Source organism: Nocardia sp. NPDC050406, from assembly GCF_044459025.1.
GTDB lineage: Bacteria > Actinomycetota > Actinomycetes > Mycobacteriales > Mycobacteriaceae > Nocardia.
Window position 1 is genome coordinate 2,116,080 of record NZ_JBITIM010000001.1, and the last position, 20,424, is coordinate 2,136,503.

Here is a 20,424-nt window from a genome sequence, read left to right on the forward strand (position 1 = left end):
GACGCTCAGCGCAGCCCGGTGCCGCGCACCCGCGCCGTCTCGATGAGCGTGCTCACCAGTTCGGTGTTGTCGATACCGGTGGCCTCCCACATGCGCGGGTACATGGAGATCGAGGTGAACCCCGGCATGGTGTTGATCTCGTTGATGACCGGCCCGGCCGCGGTGACGAAGAAGTCGACGCGGGCCAGGCCCTGGCAGTCGAGGGCGCGGAAGGCGCGCACCGCCAGTTCGCGAATCCGATCCGAGACGTCGTCGTCGAGCTTGGCCGGAACGTCGAATTCGCAGACGTCGTCGAGGTATTTGGTGTCGTAGTCGTAGAAGTCGGGGACGTCGGTGTCGCTCTCGGGCATCCGAATCTCGGCCACCACACTGGCTTCCACACGCCCGTCGGGGAATTCCAGTACGCCGCACTCGACTTCACGGCCCACGATCCCGGCCTCGATGATGACCTTCGGATCGTGTTGGCGCGCAGCGGCGATGGCGGCGTCGAGCCCGTCCCAGGAGTCCACCTTGGTGATGCCGATGGAGGAGCCGCCGCGCGCGGGCTTCACGAACACCGGCAGTCCGAGGCGCTGCTTGTCGTCCTCGCTCAGGGTGCCGACGCCGGGGCGCAGCACCACCTGGGTGCCGACCGGAAGTCCTTCGGCGGCAAGGAGTTTCTTGGTGAACTCCTTGTCCATTCCGGCCGCGCTGGCGAGCACGCCCGGGCCGACGTACGGCACCTCGGCGAGCTCCAGCAGCCCTTGCAGGGTGCCGTCCTCACCGAACGGCCCGTGCAGTACCGGGAAGACGACGTCCACGCTGCCGAGCACCTCGCCACCGCCCAGCGGCACCAGAGTGCCGCGGCGGCTAGGATCCGCCGCCAATGTCATCTCGGTGCCCGACCCGGTCTCCACCGACGGCAGTTCCCGCCCCGCCGTGGTCAACGCGCGCGGGTCGCCCGCACTCAACACCCAGGTGCCCTCGCGCGTGATGCCGATCGGAACCGCCTCGTACTTCTCAGGATCTAGGCTGCCCAGCACAGTACGAGCCGACACACACGAGACGCCATGCTCGTTGCTGCGCCCGCCGAACACCACCGCCACCCGGATCCTGTTGGTCATGCCCGGAACCGTACCCGGTCGAGTGTGACGCCACGGTTACATGGGGGACCACTCTGGGATCTCGTGCCCCACTGCCTGGCGGCAGTGGGGCACAGAAAAGAGAGGAAGAGAAGGGCGCTGCCCGTGCTCGGCGACCGACCACTGAGCCCTGCGAACCAGCGTATTCGGCGCGCAGCACCTCGGACCGGTACCCGCGCACAAGGGCACACGGCTAGGCCACAGGATTACTCCGATTTGAGGCGGCGGCCGAGTAGGTGGCCGACGGCGTCCGAGGCGGAGAGGCCCTCGTGGCAGACGCGGTGGACTACGTCGGTGAGGGGCATTTCGACGCCGGTGCGTTCGGCTAGGGCGCGGATGGATGTGCAGGACTTCACACCTTCGACGACCTGGCCGTGGGTGGCCTGTTGGGCGCTTTCCATCGTGCCGCCGGAGCCGAGGGCGTGACCGAAGGAGCGGTTGCGCGACAGTGGCGAGGTGCAGGTGGCGACCAGATCGCCGACACCGGCGAGACCCGCCAGCGTCACCGGTTCCGCGCCGAGGGCGACGCCGAGGCGGATGATCTCGGCCAACCCGCGGGTGATGAGGCTGGCAATCGAGTTGTCGCCCAAGCCCATTCCCGAGGCGATACCGCAGGCGAGGGCGATGACGTTCTTGCTCGCGCCGCCGATCTCCGCGCCCACCACATCGGTATTGGTGTAGGGGCGGAAGTACCCGGCCGCGCACGCGCGCTGCACGGCCTCGGCGCGCCCGACATCGGAACAGGCGACCACGGTGGCGGCGGGCTGGCCCGCGGCGATCTCGTGCGCCAGATTCGGTCCGGACAGCACCGCCACGCGGCCGGGATCGGCGCCGCTCACCTCCGCGATGACCTCGCTCATTCGCAGCAGCGTGCCGGTCTCGATGCCCTTGGCCAGACTCAACAGCGTGGCGTCGGCGGGAATGTCGCCCTTCCACTCCGTGAGATTGGCGCGCAGGGTCTGCGAGGGTACGGCCAACACCACGATGTCCGCTCCCGCGAGCGCGACCCGGTGATCATCGGTGGCGGCGATCGGGGGCAGCGCGACATCCGGCAGATACCAGGGATTGCGGTGCTCGGTGGCCAACGCCTTCGCCACCTCCGGCCGCCGCGCCCACATGATGGTCTCGGTTCCGGCCTCCGCCAACACCTTCGCGAACGCGGTCCCCCAAGACCCCGCGCCCAGTACTGCCGCCCTCGTCATCAGACCACTATATGCACGCCGCGCACGGGGTCGCCGACACTCCCGAATTCGGTGCGGACACTTGCCGATCCCCCGCGTTTCGACCCGCCGCGCCGGATCGGGAATACCGACGCGCCCCGCGCAGGCTGACGCCTGGGACGGCCGCGCGGGAGCGGCACGCGGCCCCGGCGGGCCTCGCCAAACGGCGACCGCCGCGCACCGCGTCACCAAGGAGTGGGAGGATTCGGGCATGCGCTCGTCCGTGCACGCCGTGATCGCGGTGAAGAGTCTCGGGCTCGCCAAGAGCCGACTCGCCGATCGGCTGCCTCCGCACGACCGGCCGCACCTGGTGCTGGCCATGCTGGCCGACACCGTGGTGGCGGCCACCGCCACGCCGGAGGTCGAGTCGGTGACCGTGGTGACGCCGGATCCTCGGGTCTCGGATCTGGTGCACGGGCTGGGGGCGCGGGTCATTCCCGAACCGACCGCCCCGGACCATCGCACCGGCCTGAACTCCGCCCTCGCGGCCGCCGCCCGCGCGGTGCGCGACACTCACGGACCGGTGGAGTTGCTGGCGCTGCAGGCCGATCTGCCCGCGCTGCGCCCGGACGAACTGTCCGGCATGCTCGCCACCGCCCCCGCACGCGGGCGATCGGTGGTGGTCGACCACGAGGGCACCGGCACCGTCGCCCTGCTCGTCCGCGATGGATCCGCCCCGCTGAACCCGCTTTTCGGCACCGATTCGGCCCGCCGCCACATCGCGGCTGGGGCGGTGGAGCTGCTCGGCGACTGGCCCGGCCTGCGCCAGGACGTGGACACCGCCGACGACCTGACCCGCGCCGTGGCGCTGGGCGTCGGCGTGAACACCCGCGCACTACTTCGTGAACTGGATATGTCGCGCGGGCGCGGCGGCAAATCCGCAGTAGACCGTACGGGGCCGCCGGTGTCGCGACCGGCGTGATCTGCACTGCACTGCGCGGTGTCGGATCGGCGAGCCCCCCGCCAGATAGGGAATGATTGTGAGCGTGAGCGATACGGAAACCGTCAAGCAACCGCCGCTACTACCCGCGGCCCCGCCCGCGGCGACCCCACCGCCCACGCAGTCGCGGCTGCCGCAGAATCGCTACCTCAATCGTGAACTGAGTTGGCTCGATTTCAACGCCCGCGTGCTCGCCCTCGCCGAGGACACCTCCCAGCCGCTGCTCGAGCGCGCCAAATTCCTGGCCATCTTCGCGTCGAATCTGGACGAGTTCTACATGGTCCGCGTGGCCGGGCTGAAACGCCGCGCCGAGACCGGCCTGTCGGTCCGCTCCGCCGACGGCCTGTCCCCCAACGAACAGCTCGATCTCATCGCCGCACGCGCCCAGGAGATCGCCGACCGGCACGCCCGCGTCTTCCTGACCGCGGTCCTGCCCGCCCTCACCGCGGAGGGCATCGACATCATCGGCTGGCACGATCTCGACGAGGCCGAGCGCCAACGCCTTTCGGGCTACTTCACCGATCAGGTCTTCCCGGTGCTCACCCCGCTCGCCGTCGACCCGGCCCACCCGTTCCCTTACATCAGCGGCCTGAGCCTGAATCTCGCGGTGACGGTGAAGGATTCGGTCACCGGCGGCGAGCATTTCGCCCGCGTCAAGGTGCCCGACAACGTGGACCGCTTCGTGCGGGTGCGCCGCACCAATCCGGCCCGGGATGCCAACTCCCCCACCGGTTCCGCCATGGCCGCCTTCCTGCCCATGGAGGAGCTCATCGCGGCGCACCTGGATCTGCTCTTCCCGGGAATGGAAGTGGTGGAACACCATTCGTTCCGCATCACCCGCAATGCCGACTTCGAGGTGGACGAGGACCGCGACGAGGATCTGCTGCAGGCCCTGGAGCGCGAACTCGCCCGCCGCCGCTTCGGATCGCCGGTGCGCCTGGAAGTCTCCGACGATATGACCGAGCACATGCTCGATCTGCTGCTGCGCGAACTGGATGTGGATCCCGGCGACGTCATCCAGGTGCCCGGCCTGCTCGACCTGTCCTGCCTGTGGCAGGTGTACGGCGTCGACCGGCCCAATCTCAAGGACGCGCCCTACGTCCCCGCCACGCCCCCCGCCTTCGGCGAACGGGAAACGCCCCGAAACGTTTTCGCCGCCCTGCGCGAGGGCGACGTGCTGGTGCACCACCCCTACGACTCGTTCTCGACCTCGGTGCAGCGCTTCATCGAACAGGCCGCCGCCGACCCGCAGGTGCTCGCCATCAAGCAGACGCTCTACCGCACCTCCGGCGACTCCCCCATCGTCAATGCCCTCATCGACGCCGCCGAGGCGGGCAAGCAGGTGGTGGCGCTGGTCGAGATCAAGGCGCGCTTCGACGAACAGGCCAATATCAAGTGGGCGCGCGCCCTGGAACAGGCTGGCGTGCACGTGGTCTACGGGCTCATCGGCCTCAAGACGCACTGCAAGACCTGCCTGGTGGTGCGCCGTGAGGGCGCGACCATCCGCCGCTACTGCCATATCGGCACCGGCAACTACAACCCCAAGACCGCGCGCCTGTACGAAGATGTCGGATTGCTCACGGCCGCACCGGAGATCGGCGCGGATCTGACCGACCTGTTCAATTCGCTGACCGGATACTCCCGAAAGTCCAGTTACCGCAACCTACTTGTGGCGCCCAGCGGCGTGCGCGCCGGAATCATCGACCGCATCGAGCGCGAGATCGAGTTGGCCCAGCAGGGTGAGTCGGCGCGAATCCGCTTGAAGGCCAACGCCATCGTGGACGAACAGGTCATCGACGCGCTCTACCGCGCCTCCCAGGCCGGGGTGCCCACCCAGATCGTGGTGCGCGGCATCTGCGGGTTGAAGCCCGGCGTCCCGGGTATGAGCGAGAACATCGAGGTACGGTCGATATTGGGCCGCTACCTGGAACATTCGCGGGTCATGCACTTCCAGGCGCAGAACGAGTACTGGATCGGCAGCGCCGATATGATGCACCGCAATCTGGACCGGCGCGTGGAAGTCATGGCGCAGGTGAAGGATCCGCGCCTGGCGGGCCAGCTGAACGCCATGTTCGACTCCGCCCTGCATCCGGATACCCGGTGCTGGATCCTGCAATCCGACAGCGGCTGGCAGGCCAGCCCGGACGGCAGCGTGCCGGGCGAACAGGTGCGCGACCACCAGGAGTACCTCATGCGACTGCGACGACCGGACCGCCCGTGAGCAAGTCGAAATCCCACAAGCCGGACACCACAGGCGCATCCGAATCGATGAACGGCATCTCCGACCCCCGGGTCAGCCCCAATATTCTCGCGGCGGGGGCGGTGCTGTGGCGCTACGACGCCCGCGGCGGGATCGAGATCGCGGTCGTGCACCGCCCCAAGTACGACGACTGGTCGCTGCCCAAGGGCAAGCTGGATCCCGGTGAGACGCCGATGGTCACGGCCGTGCGCGAGGTGGCCGAGGAGACCGGCCTGCATTCGCGGCTGGGCCGCTATCTCGGCTACGTGACCTATCCGATCCCCGGCCACCGCAAGCTCAAGCGGGTGGACTACTGGGCGGCCGAGGTGGTGGAGGGGCAGTTCTCCTCCAACAACGAGGTCGACGAGTTGCAATGGCATCACGTCGACGGGCTGATGGATCAGCTGTCCTATCCGATGGATCGCACCGTCGTGCGCAATTTCCTGCGGCTACCGGCCGATACCGACACCCTGCTGATCGTCCGGCACGCCAAAGCTGGCCGCAAGGAACGTTTCTCGGGCCCCGACGACGAGCGGCCGCTCGAAAAGGCCGGTCGCGCACAGGCGCGTGGACTCGCGCCCAGTCTGGCCGCCTTCGGGGCGACCGAAATCCACTCCGCCCCACCGCTGCGCTGTGTGCAGACGGTGCGCCCGCTCGCCGAACAACTCGGTATCGAGATCGAACTCGAACCACTGTTCTCCGAAACCGGTTATGCCGAAATGACGGAGGCGGCCCGCAAGCGCGCCCGCAAATTGGTTTCCGAGGACGCTGTTCCGGTTATCTGCAGTCAGGGCAAGGTGATTCCGGATCTGCTCGAGTGGTGGGCCGCCCGCGACGGCGTCACGCTGCCGCCCGCCCGCAATCGCAAGGGCAGCGCCTGGGTGCTGTCACTGCACGAGGGCCGCCTGGTGGCCGCGGATCACCTCGACCGTGCCCTGACCGTGGATATCGGGCGCTAGTCCCGCAGCCGCGCCGTCACAGGCCATTTCGCGCCGTCACAGCCCACTTCCCCCGGTCGCCAGCGCATTTCACGCCCGGACGGGACCACGAATGCGGTCCTGACCGGGCAACGTCGCGCTGACCGGGGGATCGTCGGCTGACCGGGAGATCTGCTCCCCGACAGGCGAATCCGGCCGCTGACATGCGAAACGGCCCGGGCCGATGGCCGGGCCGTTTCGCATATGTCGTCCTACTGCGTCGCGCGTATCCCGCGCTGGACGGCTGCCGCCGTCTAGCGACGGGCGGTGCGCTTGGCGGCGGTCTTCTTCGCCGGAGCCTTCTTGGCAGCAGTCTTCTTCGCGGTCGTCTTCTTCGCCGCGGTGGCCTTGACCGTCTTCTTGGCCGGAGCCTTCTTGGCGGTCGTGGTCTTCTTGGCGGCGGCCTTGGTGGCGGTCTTCTTGGCGGTGGTCTTCTTGGCCGGAGCCTTCGAAGCCGCCTTCTTCGCCGTGGTCTTGGCCGGAGCCTTGGTCGCGGCCTTCTTCGCGGTGGTCTTCTTCGCCGCCGCCTTCTTGGCGGTCTTCTTGGCACCAGCCTTGCCCGACACCGGGGCGGCCACACCACGTTTCACGGCCGGGCCGCTCGCGGCGATCTTCTGCTTACCCGCAATGATCGCCTTGAACTGAGCACCCGGACGGAACGCGGGAACCGAAGTCGGCTTGACCTTCACGGTTTCGCCGGTGCGCGGGTTACGGGCGACGCGAGCCGCCCGCTTACGCTGTTCGAAGACACCGAATCCGGTGATGGTGACGCTCTGACCTTTGTTCACCGCGCGCACGATGGTGTCCACCATCTGTTCCACTGCCGCAGTGGCCGTGCGCCGGTCAGTACCCAACTTCTCGGTCAGAACATCGATCAGTTCCGCCTTGTTCATTGAATCCTCCGCAGACTAATGGCCCGTCGTCGGACCGACTAGGTACCACGTTAAACCTTCATTGGGCAAGAGTCTATGTGCCACGCCAAAATTCATGTGTTGTGGCACACGCCCAGCTATCGGGTCGGAGAGGACTCAGCTAATGGATCCGGATGATTACGTCTGCGAAATATGAGCCGGAATCGTTGCGGGTTTCCATGTCGGCCTTGCCTTTTCGTAGGCGTCGATCTCGTCGCAACGGCGCAGGGTGAGACCGATGTCGTCCAAGCCCTCGAGCAGCCGCCACCGCGTGTAGTCGTCAATATCGAACGGCAACACGACCGTTCCCGCCGTCACGGTTCGAGCCTCCAGGTCCACAACCAATTCCAGACCCGGCTGCTCTTCGATGATCTTCCAGAGCAATTCGACATCGTTCTGTGACATTCGAGCGGCCAGTAACCCACCCTTGCCAGCGTTCCCCCGGAAGATGTCCGCGAAACGCGACGAGATCACCACGCGGAAGCCGTAGTCCATGAGCGCCCAAACCGCGTGCTCGCGTGAGGATCCGGTCCCGAAATCCGGACCGGCGACCAGGACACTGCCCCGCTTGTAGGGCTCGGTGTTCAGAATGAAGTTCGGATCCGTTCGCCATGCCGAGAACAGGCCATCCTCGAAACCCGTTCGGGTAACGCGCTTCAGATACACCGCCGGGATGATCTGATCGGTGTCGACGTTGGATCGGCGCAACGGAACACCGATCCCCTTGTGAACCTTGAAGGCATCCATCGTTTACTCCTGAAGTCTGGTGTGGGAAGGGCGGAATCAGTTCAGATCCGCAGGTGAGGACAGGGTTCCGCGCACCGCGGTGGCCGCCGCGACCTGCGGCGAGACCAGATGCGTCCGGCCGCCCTTGCCCTGTCGCCCTTCGAAGTTCCGGTTCGACGTCGAGGCGCAGCGCTGACCGGGCGAGAGCTGATCGGGGTTCATGCCCAGGCACATGGAACAACCGGCCTGCCGCCATTCCGCGCCCGCGGCGGTGAAAATCTCGCCCAGCCCTTCTTTTTCCGCCTCCAGACGCACGCGCATGGAGCCCGGCACGATCAACATCCGCACGCCGTCGGCCACTTTTCGGTCCTTCAGAACCTCTGCGACGGCACGCAAATCCTCGATCCGGCCATTGGTGCACGAGCCCACGAAGACGGTGTCGACGGTGACATCGCGCAATGGCATACCCGGCGTCAGATCCATGTAGCGCAACGCCTTCTCGGCGGTCTCACGCTCGTTCTCGTCGGCCATATCGGCCGGGTCGGGCACGGTATCGCCCAGCGGCGCACCCTGTCCCGGGTTGGTTCCCCACGTGACGAAAGGCGTCAGCGCCGACGCGTCGATGTGCACCTCGGCGTCGAAAACCGCGCCCTCATCGGTCTTCAGGGCCTCCCAGGCCGCCACGGCGGCATCCCAGTCGGCGCCCTGCGGCGCGTGCGGGCGGCCCTTCAGGAATTCGTAGGTGACCTCGTCGGGGGCCACCATGCCCGCACGGGCACCGGCCTCGATCGACATGTTGCACATGGTCATCCGGGCCTCCATGGACATGGAGCGCACCGCCTCGCCGCGGTACTCCAGCACATAGCCCTGGCCGCCGCCGGTGCCGATCTTGGCGATGACGGCGAGAATCACATCCTTGGCGGTGACGCCCGGCGGCAGCTGCCCATCGATATTGATGGCCATGGTCTTGAAGGGCCGCAGCGACAAAGTCTGTGTCGCCAGCACGTGTTCCACCTCGGAGGTGCCGATACCCATGGCCAGCGCGCCGAACGCGCCGTGCGTGGAGGTGTGCGAATCACCGCACACCACCGTGGTTCCCGGCTGGGTCAGGCCCAGCTGCGGGCCGACCACGTGCACGATGCCCTGATCCAGATCGCCCATGGGGTGCAGGCGGATACCGAATTCCTCGCAGTTGCGGCGCAGCGTCTCCACCTGGGTGCGCGAAATGGGGTCGGCGATCGGCTTGTCGATATCGATGGTCGGGACGTTGTGGTCCTCGGTGGCGATGGTGAGATCCGGTCGACGCACCGGGCGACCGGCCGCGCGCAGACCGTCGAAGGCCTGCGGACTGGTCACCTCGTGCACCAGATGCAGATCGATGTAGATGAGGTCGGGCTCGCGCTGTTCGCCGTCGCCTTCGCCGCGGACGACGACGTGCTGCTCCCAGACCTTCTCCGCCAGAGTGCGTGGCCGATCGGCCATATCTCCATCACCTTTCGGTAGACATCGCCCGCGCCGGGGCTGTCGGCGCGGTCGCGGCTCGCACGGCCGTCGGGGAGTCGAGTTGCAATTCCCAACATGCGAGACGCTAATATCGTTCTATGAGACAGCATAGCGGTATCGGGGTGCTCGACAAAGCCATGGCGGTACTGGCCGCCGTCGCCGAGCAACCCTGCGGCCTCAACGAGCTGTGCACCCGCACGGGCCTGCCCCGAGCGACGGCACATCGGCTGGCCGTAGGCCTGGAAGTGCACCGGATGCTGGCCCGCGACAACCAGGGCCTGTGGCGGCCCGGACCCGCGCTCTCCGAGCTCGCGACCACCGCCAGCGACCCGCTGCTGGACGCGGCGAGCACCATCCTGCCGCGCCTGCGCGAGATCACCGGCGAGAGCGTGCAGCTCTACCGCCGCGACGGCAACGCCCGCGTCTGCGTGGCCGCCATGGAGCCCGCGGCCGGACTGCGCGACACCGTGCCGATCGGCGCGCGCCTGCCGCTCACCGCCGGATCGGCCGCGAAGGTGCTGCTGGCCTGGGGCGATCCGGAATTGCAGCGCACCATCCTCGCCGACGCCGTCTTCGGCGAACGCGCGTTGGCCGAGGTGCGCCGCCGCGGCTGGGCCCAGAGCGCGGCCGAGCGCGCGGCCGGTGTCGCCAGCGTCTCGGCTCCGGTGCGTGACGCGGCGGGGGCCGTCATCGCCGCCGTCTCGGTATCCGGACCCATCGACCGTATGGGCCGCCGCCCCGGCGCGCGTTGGGCCGCCGATCTCGTGGCCGCCGCCGAGGCCCTGCACAAGCGCCTCTGAAATCGGCCCTGACGGGCTTACGGGGCAGCCGGGGACGGGGAAACACCCTCCCGGCTTTCCCGGGCGTCACAAACCCCTCAGCGCCCTCTCGGGGCACACCGGTCGCATCGCGTCGCACCGGTCACGCGGCCCCGCGCCCGCTCCCGAACAGCCCCTCACACCCGCTCCCGACCGCCCCGGGCCCCCTCGAACGGCCCGGACCGCGGCGACGCCGAGAGCAGCGGACTTCCCGCGAGCCGCGAATCACTCTCGCGCCCGAACCGCATCACCGTACGACGACTGTGACCTGCCCCATACGCCGTAAAGTACAGTCGGCCGCATGGGAGTTAATCAACGCGCGTCGATCGTGATGTCCGAGCAGGAGATCACCGACTTCCTGGAGCGCAGCCGCATCGCCACCCTGGCCACCCTCGGGCCCACGGGCACCCCGCACCTGACCGCCATGTGGTACGGGCTGATCAACGGCGAGATCTGGTTCGAGACCAAGGCGAAGTCGCAGAAAGCGGTCAATCTGCGCCGTGATCCGCGCGTGACCGTGCTGATCGAGGCGGGCGACACCTACGACCAGCTGCGCGGCGTCTCCCTCGAGGGCCGGGCCGAAATCATCGACGACGCCGACCAGCTGTTCCAGGTGGGAATCAGCGTGTGGGAGCGCTACACCGGGCCCTACAGCGAGGATATGAAGCCGTTCGTCGAGCAGATGCTGAACAAGCGCGTGGCCGTACGGGTGGTGCCCGAGCGCATCCGCAGCTGGGATCACCGCAAACTCGGGATGCCCGCCATGCCTTTGGGCGGCTCGACCGCGAATGCCTTGGACTGAACGAATTGTTCGTGGAAATGCGAAAGGCCCCCAACCGGTGGTTGGGGGCCTTTCGTTGTAGTCCCGACGGGATTTGAACCCGCGCTACCGCCTTGAGAGGGCGGCGTCCTAGGCCGCTAGACGACGGGACCAGGATGGTTGCGAGCAACCGAGAGTTCATCGAACTCCGCTGGGGTACCAGGACTCGAACCTAGAATGGCTGAACCAGAATCAGCTGTGTTGCCAATTACACCATACCCCAATGACCTGGGCGTTTGGTCTGTCCCTTGTGGGGATCTCAACCTCGTTTCCGGCCGAGAAAGAGATTACCAAACGCCACCGGGTAAACCACAAATCGGCTGGTCAGAGGCCGATTTTCCGGCTATTTCGGGCTCCGGACGGCACTAGGCCGCCGCGATCGAGTCCAGCGCGGCCCGCAGCCGGGCCATGGCCGTCTCGCGGCCGAGCAGCTCGAGCGACTCGTACAGCGGGGGGCTGATGTGCGATCCGGTGACCGCGACGCGCACGGGCGCGAACGCCTTGCGCGGCTTGAGACCGAGTTCGTCGATGAGCGCGGCTTTGAGGGCCTCCTCGATCGGGGCGGCCGTCCACTCGGAAACGCCGTCCAGAACCGCAATGGCCGCCTGTAATACCGGAATCGCATCGGCCCCGAGGTTCTTTTGCGCCGCGGCCGGATCGATCGCGAACTCCTCGGCCGGAATGAAAAGAAACTTCAGCAGATCCCAGGCGTCGCCGAGCACCACGATGCGGGTCTGTACGAGATCGGCCGCTATGGCGAACAGCTTCTCGTCCACCTCCGCGCCGATATGTCCGTGTGCGGTGAGGTACTCACGCAGCCGGTGAGCAAAGTCACCGGGCTCCAGCAAACGAATATGTTCGGCGTTGATCGCGTCGGCCTTCTTCTGGTCGAAACGGGCCGGGTTCGAATTCACCTTCGAAATATCGAACGCTTCCACCATCTCCGCCATGGAGAACACATCATGATCATCCGCGATGCTCCAGCCGAGCAGCGCCAGGTAATTCAGCAAACCTTCGGGAATGAAGCCTCGGTCGCGGTGCAGGAAGAGATTGGACTCCGGATCACGCTTGGAAAGCTTCTTGTTGCCCTGCCCCATCACGAAGGGCAGATGACCGAACTCCGGGGTGAAGTCCGCGACGCCGATCCGCCGCAACGCCGCGTACAACGCCAACTGCCGAGGAGTGGAGGAAAGCAGATCCTCGCCGCGCAACACGTGGGTGATTCGCATCAATGCGTCGTCGACCGGGTTCACCAGCGTATAGAGCGGATCGCCATTACCGCGGGTGAGCGCGAAATCGGGCACCACGCCCGCCTTGAAGGTGGTCTCACCGCGCACCAGGTCGTGCCAGGTGAGGTCCTCGTCGGGCATGCGCAGGCGGATGACGGCCCCGCGCCCCTCGGCCTTGTAGGCGGCGATCTGCTCGGGGGTCAGGTCGCGGTCGAAGTTGTCGTAGCCGAGTTTGGGATCGCGTCCGGCCGCCTTGTGCCGCGCTTCGACTTCCTCTGGCGTGGAGAAGGATTCATAAGCCTCGCCAGCTTCGAGCAAGCGCCGCACCACATCCAGGTGCTGCTCCTTGCGCTGCGACTGCCGATACGGGCCGTACGGGCCGCCGACCTCCGGGCCCTCGTCCCAGGTCAGGCCGAGCCAGCGCAACGCGTCGAGCAGGGCCTGGTAGGACTCCTCGGAATCGCGTGCGGCATCGGTGTCTTCGATACGGAAGACGAAGGTGCCGCCGTGATGGCGGGCGAAGGCCCAGTTGAACAGGGCGGTGCGGATCAGGCCGACATGCGGTGTGCCGGTCGGTGACGGGCAGAATCGGACCCGTACGTCAGTCATGTCTCTTCTCTCGATCAGCGTTTGGTGGCAACGGGATTGGTGAGGGTGCCGATGCCGTCGACGGTCACGGACACGTTCTGACCGGCCTGCATCGGGCCCACGCCCGCGGGGGTGCCGGTGAGGATGACATCGCCGGGCAGCAGCGTCATCACCGTGGTGACCCATTCGATCAACTTCGGAATATCGTGCAGCAGTAGCGAAGTGCGGCTGCGCTGGCGGACCTCGCCGTCGAGTTCGGTGACGATCTCCAGATCCGAAGGGTCCAGCGAGGTTTCGATCCACGGGCCGAGCGGGCAGAAGGTGTCGTAGCCCTTGGCGCGGGTCCACTGGCCGTCGTGGCGCTGCTGGTCGCGGGCGGTGACGTCATTGGCGACGGTGTAGCCGAGGATCACCTCCGCGGCCTTGGCGGCCGGGACGTCCTTGCACGGGCGGCCGATGACCACGGCCAGTTCGCCCTCGTAATCGACCTGAGAAGAGCTGGGCGGCAGGATGATCGAGGCATTGGGGCCGATGATGGAGGTGTTCGGCTTCATGAAGATGACCGGGTCCTCCGGGGCCGGGCCGCCCATTTCCTCGGCGTGCGCGGCGTAGTTCTTGCCGATGCAGATGACCTTGCTGGCGAGGATGGGCGCGAGCAGCCGCACATCGACCAGCGGCCAGCTGCGACCGGTGAACGTCGGTGTACCGAACGGGTGTTCGGCGATTTCGCGGGCGACGGCGTCGGTTCCGTCTCCCTCGATGCTGACGAAAGCGACCCCATCGGGGCTGGCAACTCGACCTAGGCGCATGGGTACGCAGTCTATCTACCGGCTTTCACCTGCCCGAACGCGCCCGACCGAGCGGTCGGGGGCGGCCACGGTGCGGGATGTGCGCATGGGGTGGATGGGACGGAGTGATCATTCGTGTCAGGGGGGCTTGCAGAAGTGAAAACGCCCGTCACGCAAGGCAACTCAGCGTCGCGGACAACGCCGAAAGGGCGGCTTCGAGGGTGTGAGCAAACTGACAGCGCGTCACGGGAATCCACTCGCGCCACGGGTGTACCGTAAGGGCCGGTGTTCAAAGAGTAAGACATGCTTCCCAGATAGTGAGATACGAGGTGATGGCCATGGCCGCCGTGAACCAGATCGGCTCGTCGCGACGGTGGTCCATGCTCGCCCTCGGCGTCTTCGCCCAGGCCTCCAGCGCGGTTTTCGTCCATGGCACCCCGTTCCTGCTGCCCGCCCTGACCGAGCGCGGAATGCCGCTGGTCACGGCCGGTTTATTGGTCTCCATGCCGACCGTCGGACTGGTCTGCATGCTCATCGCGTGGGGCTATGTGGTCGATCGCATCGGTGAGCACCGGGTTCTGGTCGCTGGTCCAGCATTGATGCTGGTGGCGGGCCTGGCCGCGGCGACCGTCACGCAGTACGCGGTGCTGGGCGTGCTGTTGTTCCTCGGCGGCATGGGCGCGGCCAGTACCAACGGCGCGAGCGGGCGCGTGATCGTTGGCTGGTTTCCGCCAGAGCGTCGCGGACTGGCCATGGGCATCCGCCAGACCGCGCAGCCGCTGGGTGTGGCCGTCGGCGCGATGACCATACCCACCGTCGCTGCGGCACACGGGTTCTCGACGGCCGTGCTGGTACCGGCGCTGATGGCGGGCGCGGCGGCGCTCGGCTGCCTGGTCGGCATCATCGACCCGCCACGACCGGAAGTCACTGGCGCACAGGGCAAGCCCGCCAACCCGTATCGCGGGGACTCCACTTTGTTGCGCATTCACGTGGTGTCGGTGTTGCTGGTTATCCCTCAGGCGGCATTGTGGACGTTCGCTCTGCTGTGGCTGCACCGCGATGTGGGGTGGTCGCTGCCGGTGGCCGGTGCGGTGGTGACGGCCACCCAGATCCTGGGCGCGGGCGGTCGAATCGGCGCGGGGATCTGGTCGGATCGGGTCGGCAGCCGACTGCGGCCCCTGCGCACGGTGGCCATCGCGGCGGTTATCTCCATGTCCGCCTTGGCCTTCGCCGCCTGGATGCAGTGGTGGTGGCTGGCCATTCCGGTACTGTTCGCCGCCTCGGTGATCACCGTGGCCGACAATGGACTGGCGTTCACGGCGGTTGCCGAGATCGCCGGACCCTATTGGAGCGGGCGGGGTTTGGGTATTCAGAACACCGGCCAGAATCTGGCCTCGGCCGCGCTCGCACCCACCTTCGGCGCGCTGATCACGGCGGCGGGCTTCCCGGCGGCCTATCTACTGGCGGCCGTCATCGCCTTGGCGGCCATTCCCCTGGTACCCACCGACCCGAAATCCTGACTGCCCCAGCCGCTCCCGTTCCCACACGACGCGGGAGCGGCTGCTGTGGTTCGAACCCACGCTGGGTGCCAGAGATGGACAATGCGGCCCCGACAACCGAAAGCCCCGCGCCGGAACGGTTTCCGGCGCGGGGCTTTTCGCTGTGGATGTTCTCAGACCGCGGCGGCGATGCGATCACCGATCTCGACGGTCGAGGCCGCGCCGGTGCGCGATTCGAGATCCTTGGCGACGGCGGCCTCGATCCGGGCGGCGGCCTCGGCCTGGCCCAGGTGCGCGAGCAGCAGCGACACCGACAGGATCGCGGCGGTCGGATCGGCCTTGGACTGTCCCGCGATATCGGGGGCGCTGCCGTGCACCGGCTCGAACATCGAGGGGTTGGTGCCGGAGGCGTCGATATTGCCGGAGGCGGCCAGGCCGATACCGCCGGAGACGGCGGCGGCGAGGTCGGTGATGATGTCGCCGAACAGGTTGTCGGTGACGATCACATCGAAGCGGCCCGGGTCGGTGACCATGTGAATGGTCGCGGCATCGATGTGCTGGTAGGCCAATTCGATCTCGGGGTACTCGACGGCGACCTCGTTCACGGTGCGCTGCCACAGCGAACCGGCGAAGGTGAGCACATTGTTCTTGTGCACCAGGGTCAGGTGCTGGCGGCGCTGCTTGGCCTTCTCGAAGGCGTAGCGCACCACGCGCTCGATGCCGAAGCGGGTGTTGGTGGAGACCTCGGTGGCCACCTCGTGCGGGGTGTTCACGCGGATCGCGCCGCCGGTGCCGGTGTAGGGGCCCTCGGTGCCCTCGCGGACGACGACGAAGTCGATCTCCGGATTCGACGACAGCGGGGAGGTGACGCCCGGGTACAGCTTGGAGGGGCGCAGGTTCACGTGGTGGTCCAGCTCGAACCGGGTGCGCAGCAGCAGCCCGCGCTCCAGCACGCCGGAGGGCACCGACGGATCGCCGATCGCGCCCAGCAGAATGGCGTCGTGCTGCTTCAGCTCCGGCAGGACACTGTCGGGCAGGATCTCCCCGGTCGCATGGAACCGCTTGGCCCCCAGGTCGTATTCGGTCTTCTCGACACCGGGCACCACGACATCGAGCACCTTGAGGGCCTCGGCGATGACCTCGGGACCGATACCGTCGCCCGGGATGACAGCGAGTTTCATGAAACAGTGCTCCGTTCGGATATGGATGCCCGTGAACGCTCTCCGCGCGGAGCGGAGAGTCCATCGGTCACGATAGCGGGTGGTTCACTCACCCCTGCCACCAGGGCGAACCCCTCCCAATAAGTGGGATCGAACAGCCGCAGGTGAGGACTGTCCGGTCTCGGTCACTGGGATCGCGCCGGTCACCGTCGGTATGTTCGGGGCATGTTCGACAACTCCGGACTCGAGCGCAGGATCGATCGGCTCGAACGCAAACTCGACCTGATCATGCGGCACCTCGGCATTCCCGACCCGAGTCCGACGTTCGACTCCGGTGAGATCGACGCACTTCTGCTGCGGGGCAAGAAGATCCAGGCGATCAAGCTGTATCGCGACCTCGACCCCGCGGCCAGCCTGGTGGAGGCGAAGAACGCGATCGAGGAACGCGAGTCCCGGCTGCGCTGAGCCGCCCGCGCACCAACGCGCCGAGCCCCCTCCACCATCGTGGAAGGGGCTCGGCGGCAGTATCTTTCAGGCGCGGGCGCCCGACATGCTCAGCTCAGGTCGACCTGGGCGACCTTGGCCGCGCCGACGGCCTCGGCGATATTCGCCTGCACCTCGGCCGGAACATCGCTGTTGACGCGCAGGACGACGGTCGCGCCCTCCTTGTCGAGGTCCTGGGTGAGCTGCGCGGCCAGAATGTCGATACCGGCCTCGCCCAGCTTGGTGGCCAGGCGGCCCAGCTGGCCCGGGCGGTCCTCGTAGTTGAGGACGGCCAGGTTGAGGCCCTCGGCGCGCATATCGTAGTTGCGGCCGTTGATGTTCACGATCTTCTGGACCTGCTGCGGCTCGGTCAGGGTGCCCGCCACGTTCAGGGTGCGGCCGTCGCCGAACACCGCGCGCAGATCCACCAGGCTGCGGTGGGTCGGGCTCTCGGTGTGGGTGGTGACGGTTGCCTCGAGGCCGCGGTCCTTGGCCAGCGAGGGCGCGTTCACGAAGGTGACCGCATCCTCGATGAGCGCGGAGAACACTCCGCGCAGTGCCGAGAGCTCCAGCACCGCAACATCATTGGCGGCGAGCTCGCCGCGCACCTGGACCTCCAGGCTGACCGGCAGCTCATCGGCGAGCGCGCCCAGCAGCGCGCCCTGCTTGCGCACGATCTCGAGCCACGGTGCGACCTCGTCGCTCACCGAACCGCCGGTGACATTGACCGCGCCCGGCACGAACTCGCCCGCCAGCGCCAGCTGCACGGACTTGGCGACATCGGTGCCCGCGCGGTCCTGCGCCTCGGCGGTGGACGCGCCCAGGTGCGGGGTCACGACGACCTGCGGCAGCTCGAACAGCGGGCTGTCGGTGCAGGGTTCGGTCTCGAAGACGTCGATACCGGCGGCGCGCACGTGACCCGACTTGATGGCGTCGGCGAGCGCCTGCTCGTCGATCAGACCACCGCGGGCGGCATTGACGATGATGACGCCCTTCTTGGTCTTGGCGATCGTCTCGGCATTGATCATGCCCTTGGTCTCGGGCGTCTTCGGCAGGTGGATGGAGATGAAGTCGGCGCGCTCGAGCACCTCGTCCAGGCTCACCAGTTCGATGCCGAGCTGGGCGGCACGGGCCGGGGAGGTGTAGGGGTCGTACGCGATGATCTTGGTCTCGAAGGCGGCGAGGCGCTGCGCGAACAGCTGGCCGATGCGGCCCAGGCCGATGACGCCGACGGTCTTGCCGAGGATCTCGACACCGTTGAACTTGCTGCGCTGCCAGGTGTTCTCGCGCAGGGTGGCGTCGGCGGCCGGGATCTGGCGGGCGGCGCTGAGCAGCAGGGTGACGGCGTGCTCGGCGGCGGTGTGGATATTGGAGGTCGGCGCGTTCACGACCATGACGCCGCGCTCGGTGGCGGCGGGCACGTCGACATTGTCGAGGCCGACGCCCGCGCGGGCGACGATCTGCAGCTTCTTGCCCGCCTCGAGCACCTCGGCGTCGACGGTGGTGGCGGAGCGCACGAGCAGCGCGTCGGCCTCGGGCACGGCGGCGAGCAGCTCGGCCCGGTTGGGTCCGTCGACCCAGCGAACCTCGACGCCGTCACCGAGCGCGTCGACGGTCGACTGGGCGAGCTTGTCGGCGATCAGAACTACAGGACGGCCTGCTTGGCTCACTGGGGGTACTCCTGGAGGAATGGGATCGGCATTTTCGCGGCCCAGCTTAGTGTGCGTGATTTCGGTTGCCCTTACCGCCCGGTAGGCGGGTGCCTTCACAAGCGCGACAAGGGGTTTTGCCGATGATCACGCGACTCCAGGTCGCCTGTCCAATTAGCTGGGGTCGGCCACCCGCCGGTGCGAGCGCCGCCGCGACCCGACCCGCGCGGTCGGTCCGGGCAAACTCCGCGCATGCGGCAAATCGGCCCAGGATAGACAAAAGCCCGCCCTCGGAGCTGCGGAGTCCGAGGGCGGGCTTTTCAGTCGAATTGTTCGACTAGTAGATTCAGCCGCCGAAGGAGCCGGTCCACAGGGTGTTCAGGATGCCGTGGAGCGCGGCGCTACCGGTCGAAAGCAGACCGTCGAGAGCAGCGGAACCGGTGTCGATAATAACGGGGATCATTGAGATACCTCTCCTTGCGAAACTCAATTGAACTGTCTGACGCCGAGCATATCGGGCGGTATTTCGGAGTCGTTACCGGGGTTTACCGCGATGTGATGTGCATAACAGGAAGTAACTACCTGTGGGGCGAGTCATATGGCGCGCGAATGCGTTCGCCTATAACGAGCAGATCACGCATAGTTCGGTGCTGGATTCAAGCCCCGAAAACTGGTGGACCGGGGCCGGGTCGCCGCACTAGCGTCAGCGTCCATGACCTTGCGTGCGATCCCCTCCACCATGGATCCGACGGTGGTCGCCACGATCGACGACGAGCTGCGCCGGATCGAGCGCGAGCACCGCGTCGACATCCGACTCGCCATCGAAAGCGGCAGTCGGGCTTGGGGTTTCCCCTCCCCCGATTCGGACTACGACTGCCGGTTCGTCTACGTCGCGCACCTCGACGACTACCTGACGCCGTGGCCGGTGCGCGATGTCATCGAGACGCCGCTGGTCGGGCTGCTGGATGTGAACGGCTGGGATCTGGCCAAGGCGCTGCGCCTGCTGGTGGCGGGCAACGCGGTGCTCATCGAATGGCTGATGTCGCCGATCGTCTACCGGGGTGACACCGAATTCCGCGACGAACTGCGCGAATTGGCGGCGGCCGTGGCCGACCGGAATCGGGTGGCGATGCATTATCTGCACCTGGGTCGGCGGCAGTGGAAACTGTTCGATGCGAACCCGTCGCTGAAGAAGGTGTTCTATTCGCTGCGCCCGGCAATGGCGCTGCGTTGGTTGAATGAACACCCTGACGCGGCGGTCGCTCCCATGCATCTGCCGACATTGCTCGAACAATGCGAATTGCCCGCCGATTTCGTGGACGCGGTGCGTGAATTGACGGATCTGAAATCACGTACCAGGGAAATGGGGACCGGAACGGTTCCGAGCCCCATCGCCCATTTCATCGATGCCGAATTCGAGCGCGCCCCAGCGGCGTTCACTCGCGACGGCGACCGGGATCTGACCAGGCCGCGGGCGTTGACCGCGGAGTTCTTCCGCCGTCAGGCTCTGAGGTAGGTCACACGTCGGGGATGACGCTCACCTGGAGGGCTTCCGGGCCCGGCTTGGTGCGGCGCACCTCGAATCGCACCCGCTGGCCCTCCTCCAGCGACCGGAATCCCACCCCCTCGACGGCGGTGTACTCGACGTACACATCCGGTCCCCCCTCATCGGGGCTGATGAAGCCGAAACCCTTCTTGCTGTCGAACCATTTCACAGTCCCGCGGGCCATTTCCACACTCTCTCGAAGCGTCA

At 67.0% G+C, this 20,424-nt stretch carries 18 protein-coding genes and 2 tRNA genes; 8 read left to right on the forward strand and 12 right to left on the reverse strand.

Going from position 1 to position 20,424, the window contains the following annotated elements:
• Positions 1 to 5: 5 nt before the first annotated feature.
• Both ACIBH2_RS10110 and ACIBH2_RS10115 read right to left on the reverse strand, forming a co-directional pair.
• On the reverse strand, positions 6 to 1,103 hold the full coding sequence (locus tag ACIBH2_RS10110) for a D-alanine--D-alanine ligase family protein (RefSeq protein ID WP_397115451.1): 1,098 nt from the start codon (positions 1,101 to 1,103) through the stop codon (positions 6 to 8).
• A 224-nt stretch (positions 1,104 to 1,327) separates the two neighbouring features.
• Positions 1,328 to 2,323 carry an NAD(P)H-dependent glycerol-3-phosphate dehydrogenase gene (locus tag ACIBH2_RS10115; RefSeq protein WP_397115453.1) on the reverse strand — a complete coding sequence of 332 codons (996 nt, stop codon included), beginning with the start codon at positions 2,321 to 2,323 and terminating at the stop codon, positions 1,328 to 1,330.
• A gap of 229 nt (positions 2,324 to 2,552) precedes the next feature.
• On the opposite strand from ACIBH2_RS10115, the gene cofC reads away from it, so the two are divergent.
• From cofC to ACIBH2_RS10130, 3 genes are read left to right on the forward strand one after another with little or no spacing between them, the layout of a single operon-like run.
• On the forward strand, positions 2,553 to 3,263 hold the full coding sequence (cofC, locus tag ACIBH2_RS10120) for a 2-phospho-L-lactate guanylyltransferase (protein ID WP_397115455.1): 711 nt from the start codon (positions 2,553 to 2,555) through the stop codon (positions 3,261 to 3,263).
• Positions 3,264 to 3,315: 52 nt separating this feature from the next.
• Positions 3,316 to 5,502, forward strand: coding sequence for an RNA degradosome polyphosphate kinase (locus ACIBH2_RS10125; RefSeq protein ID WP_397115457.1), 2,187 nt, complete (start codon positions 3,316 to 3,318; stop codon positions 5,500 to 5,502).
• A gap of 47 nt (positions 5,503 to 5,549) precedes the next feature.
• A complete protein-coding gene (locus ACIBH2_RS10130; protein WP_397116954.1) occupies positions 5,550 to 6,479 on the forward strand; it encodes an NUDIX domain-containing protein in 930 nt (309 codons plus the stop codon).
• A gap of 272 nt (positions 6,480 to 6,751) precedes the next feature.
• Here ACIBH2_RS10130 and ACIBH2_RS10135 read toward each other — a convergent pair whose 3' ends face one another.
• The 3 genes from ACIBH2_RS10135 to leuC all read right to left on the reverse strand — a co-directional run bounded on the left by ACIBH2_RS10135 (position 6,752) and on the right by leuC (position 9,616).
• Positions 6,752 to 7,390 carry an HU family DNA-binding protein gene (locus tag ACIBH2_RS10135; protein ID WP_397115459.1) on the reverse strand — a complete coding sequence of 213 codons (639 nt, stop codon included), beginning with the start codon at positions 7,388 to 7,390 and terminating at the stop codon, positions 6,752 to 6,754.
• Positions 7,391 to 7,546: 156 nt separating this feature from the next.
• Positions 7,547 to 8,155, reverse strand: coding sequence for a 3-isopropylmalate dehydratase small subunit (gene leuD / locus ACIBH2_RS10140; RefSeq protein WP_397115461.1), 609 nt, complete (start codon positions 8,153 to 8,155; stop codon positions 7,547 to 7,549).
• Between the two features lie 36 nt (positions 8,156 to 8,191).
• On the reverse strand, positions 8,192 to 9,616 hold the full coding sequence (gene leuC, locus ACIBH2_RS10145) for a 3-isopropylmalate dehydratase large subunit (RefSeq protein WP_397115463.1): 1,425 nt from the start codon (positions 9,614 to 9,616) through the stop codon (positions 8,192 to 8,194).
• Positions 9,617 to 9,735: 119 nt separating this feature from the next.
• On the opposite strand from leuC, the gene ACIBH2_RS10150 reads away from it, so the two are divergent.
• Together ACIBH2_RS10150 and ACIBH2_RS10155 are read left to right on the forward strand one after the other, a co-directional pair.
• Positions 9,736 to 10,437 carry an IclR family transcriptional regulator gene (locus tag ACIBH2_RS10150; RefSeq protein WP_397115465.1) on the forward strand — a complete coding sequence of 234 codons (702 nt, stop codon included), beginning with the start codon at positions 9,736 to 9,738 and terminating at the stop codon, positions 10,435 to 10,437.
• 319 nt (positions 10,438 to 10,756) lie between these two features.
• Entirely contained in the window at positions 10,757 to 11,257 is a 501-nt protein-coding gene (locus ACIBH2_RS10155) for a pyridoxamine 5'-phosphate oxidase family protein (RefSeq protein WP_397115467.1), read from the forward strand.
• A 58-nt stretch (positions 11,258 to 11,315) separates the two neighbouring features.
• On the opposite strand, the gene ACIBH2_RS10160 is transcribed toward ACIBH2_RS10155, so the two are convergent.
• From ACIBH2_RS10160 to ACIBH2_RS10175, 4 genes are all read right to left on the reverse strand, one after another.
• Positions 11,316 to 11,388, reverse strand: a tRNA-Glu gene (locus ACIBH2_RS10160).
• A 38-nt stretch (positions 11,389 to 11,426) separates the two neighbouring features.
• Positions 11,427 to 11,498: transfer RNA gene (locus ACIBH2_RS10165), tRNA-Gln, on the reverse strand.
• Between the two features lie 142 nt (positions 11,499 to 11,640).
• A complete protein-coding gene (gene gltX, locus ACIBH2_RS10170; protein ID WP_397115469.1) occupies positions 11,641 to 13,113 on the reverse strand; it encodes a glutamate--tRNA ligase in 1,473 nt (490 codons plus the stop codon).
• A 14-nt stretch (positions 13,114 to 13,127) separates the two neighbouring features.
• Positions 13,128 to 13,901 (reverse strand): fumarylacetoacetate hydrolase family protein, encoded by a 774-nt coding sequence (locus ACIBH2_RS10175; protein ID WP_397115471.1) that lies wholly within the window; start codon positions 13,899 to 13,901, stop codon positions 13,128 to 13,130.
• 317 nt (positions 13,902 to 14,218) lie between these two features.
• On the opposite strand from ACIBH2_RS10175, the gene ACIBH2_RS10180 reads away from it, so the two are divergent.
• Positions 14,219 to 15,400 (forward strand): MFS transporter, encoded by a 1,182-nt coding sequence (locus ACIBH2_RS10180; RefSeq protein ID WP_397115473.1) that lies wholly within the window; start codon positions 14,219 to 14,221, stop codon positions 15,398 to 15,400.
• 152 nt (positions 15,401 to 15,552) lie between these two features.
• On the opposite strand, the gene ACIBH2_RS10185 is transcribed toward ACIBH2_RS10180, so the two are convergent.
• Complete coding sequence (locus ACIBH2_RS10185) at positions 15,553 to 16,560, reverse strand: 3-isopropylmalate dehydrogenase (protein WP_397115475.1); 1,008 nt, start codon at positions 16,558 to 16,560, stop codon at positions 15,553 to 15,555.
• 204 nt (positions 16,561 to 16,764) lie between these two features.
• Here ACIBH2_RS10185 and ACIBH2_RS10190 point away from each other — a divergent pair, with 204 nt between their 5' ends.
• Positions 16,765 to 17,004, forward strand: a complete 240-nt coding sequence (locus ACIBH2_RS10190) for a hypothetical protein (protein ID WP_397115477.1) — start codon at positions 16,765 to 16,767, stop codon at positions 17,002 to 17,004.
• Between the two features lie 89 nt (positions 17,005 to 17,093).
• Here ACIBH2_RS10190 and serA read toward each other — a convergent pair whose 3' ends face one another.
• Positions 17,094 to 18,692 (reverse strand): phosphoglycerate dehydrogenase, encoded by a 1,599-nt coding sequence (gene serA / locus ACIBH2_RS10195; protein ID WP_397115479.1) that lies wholly within the window; start codon positions 18,690 to 18,692, stop codon positions 17,094 to 17,096.
• A 691-nt stretch (positions 18,693 to 19,383) separates the two neighbouring features.
• Between serA and ACIBH2_RS10200 the strand changes: the two genes are divergently transcribed.
• Positions 19,384 to 20,187: a DNA polymerase beta superfamily protein gene (locus tag ACIBH2_RS10200; RefSeq protein ID WP_397115481.1), complete on the forward strand. Its 804-nt coding sequence runs from the start codon at positions 19,384 to 19,386 to the stop codon at positions 20,185 to 20,187.
• Position 20,188: 1 nt separating this feature from the next.
• Here the strand turns inward: ACIBH2_RS10200 and ACIBH2_RS10205 are convergent, their stop codons facing one another.
• On the reverse strand, positions 20,189 to 20,401 hold the full coding sequence (locus ACIBH2_RS10205) for a cold-shock protein (RefSeq protein WP_397115483.1): 213 nt from the start codon (positions 20,399 to 20,401) through the stop codon (positions 20,189 to 20,191).
• Between the last annotated feature and the right edge of the window lie 23 nt (positions 20,402 to 20,424).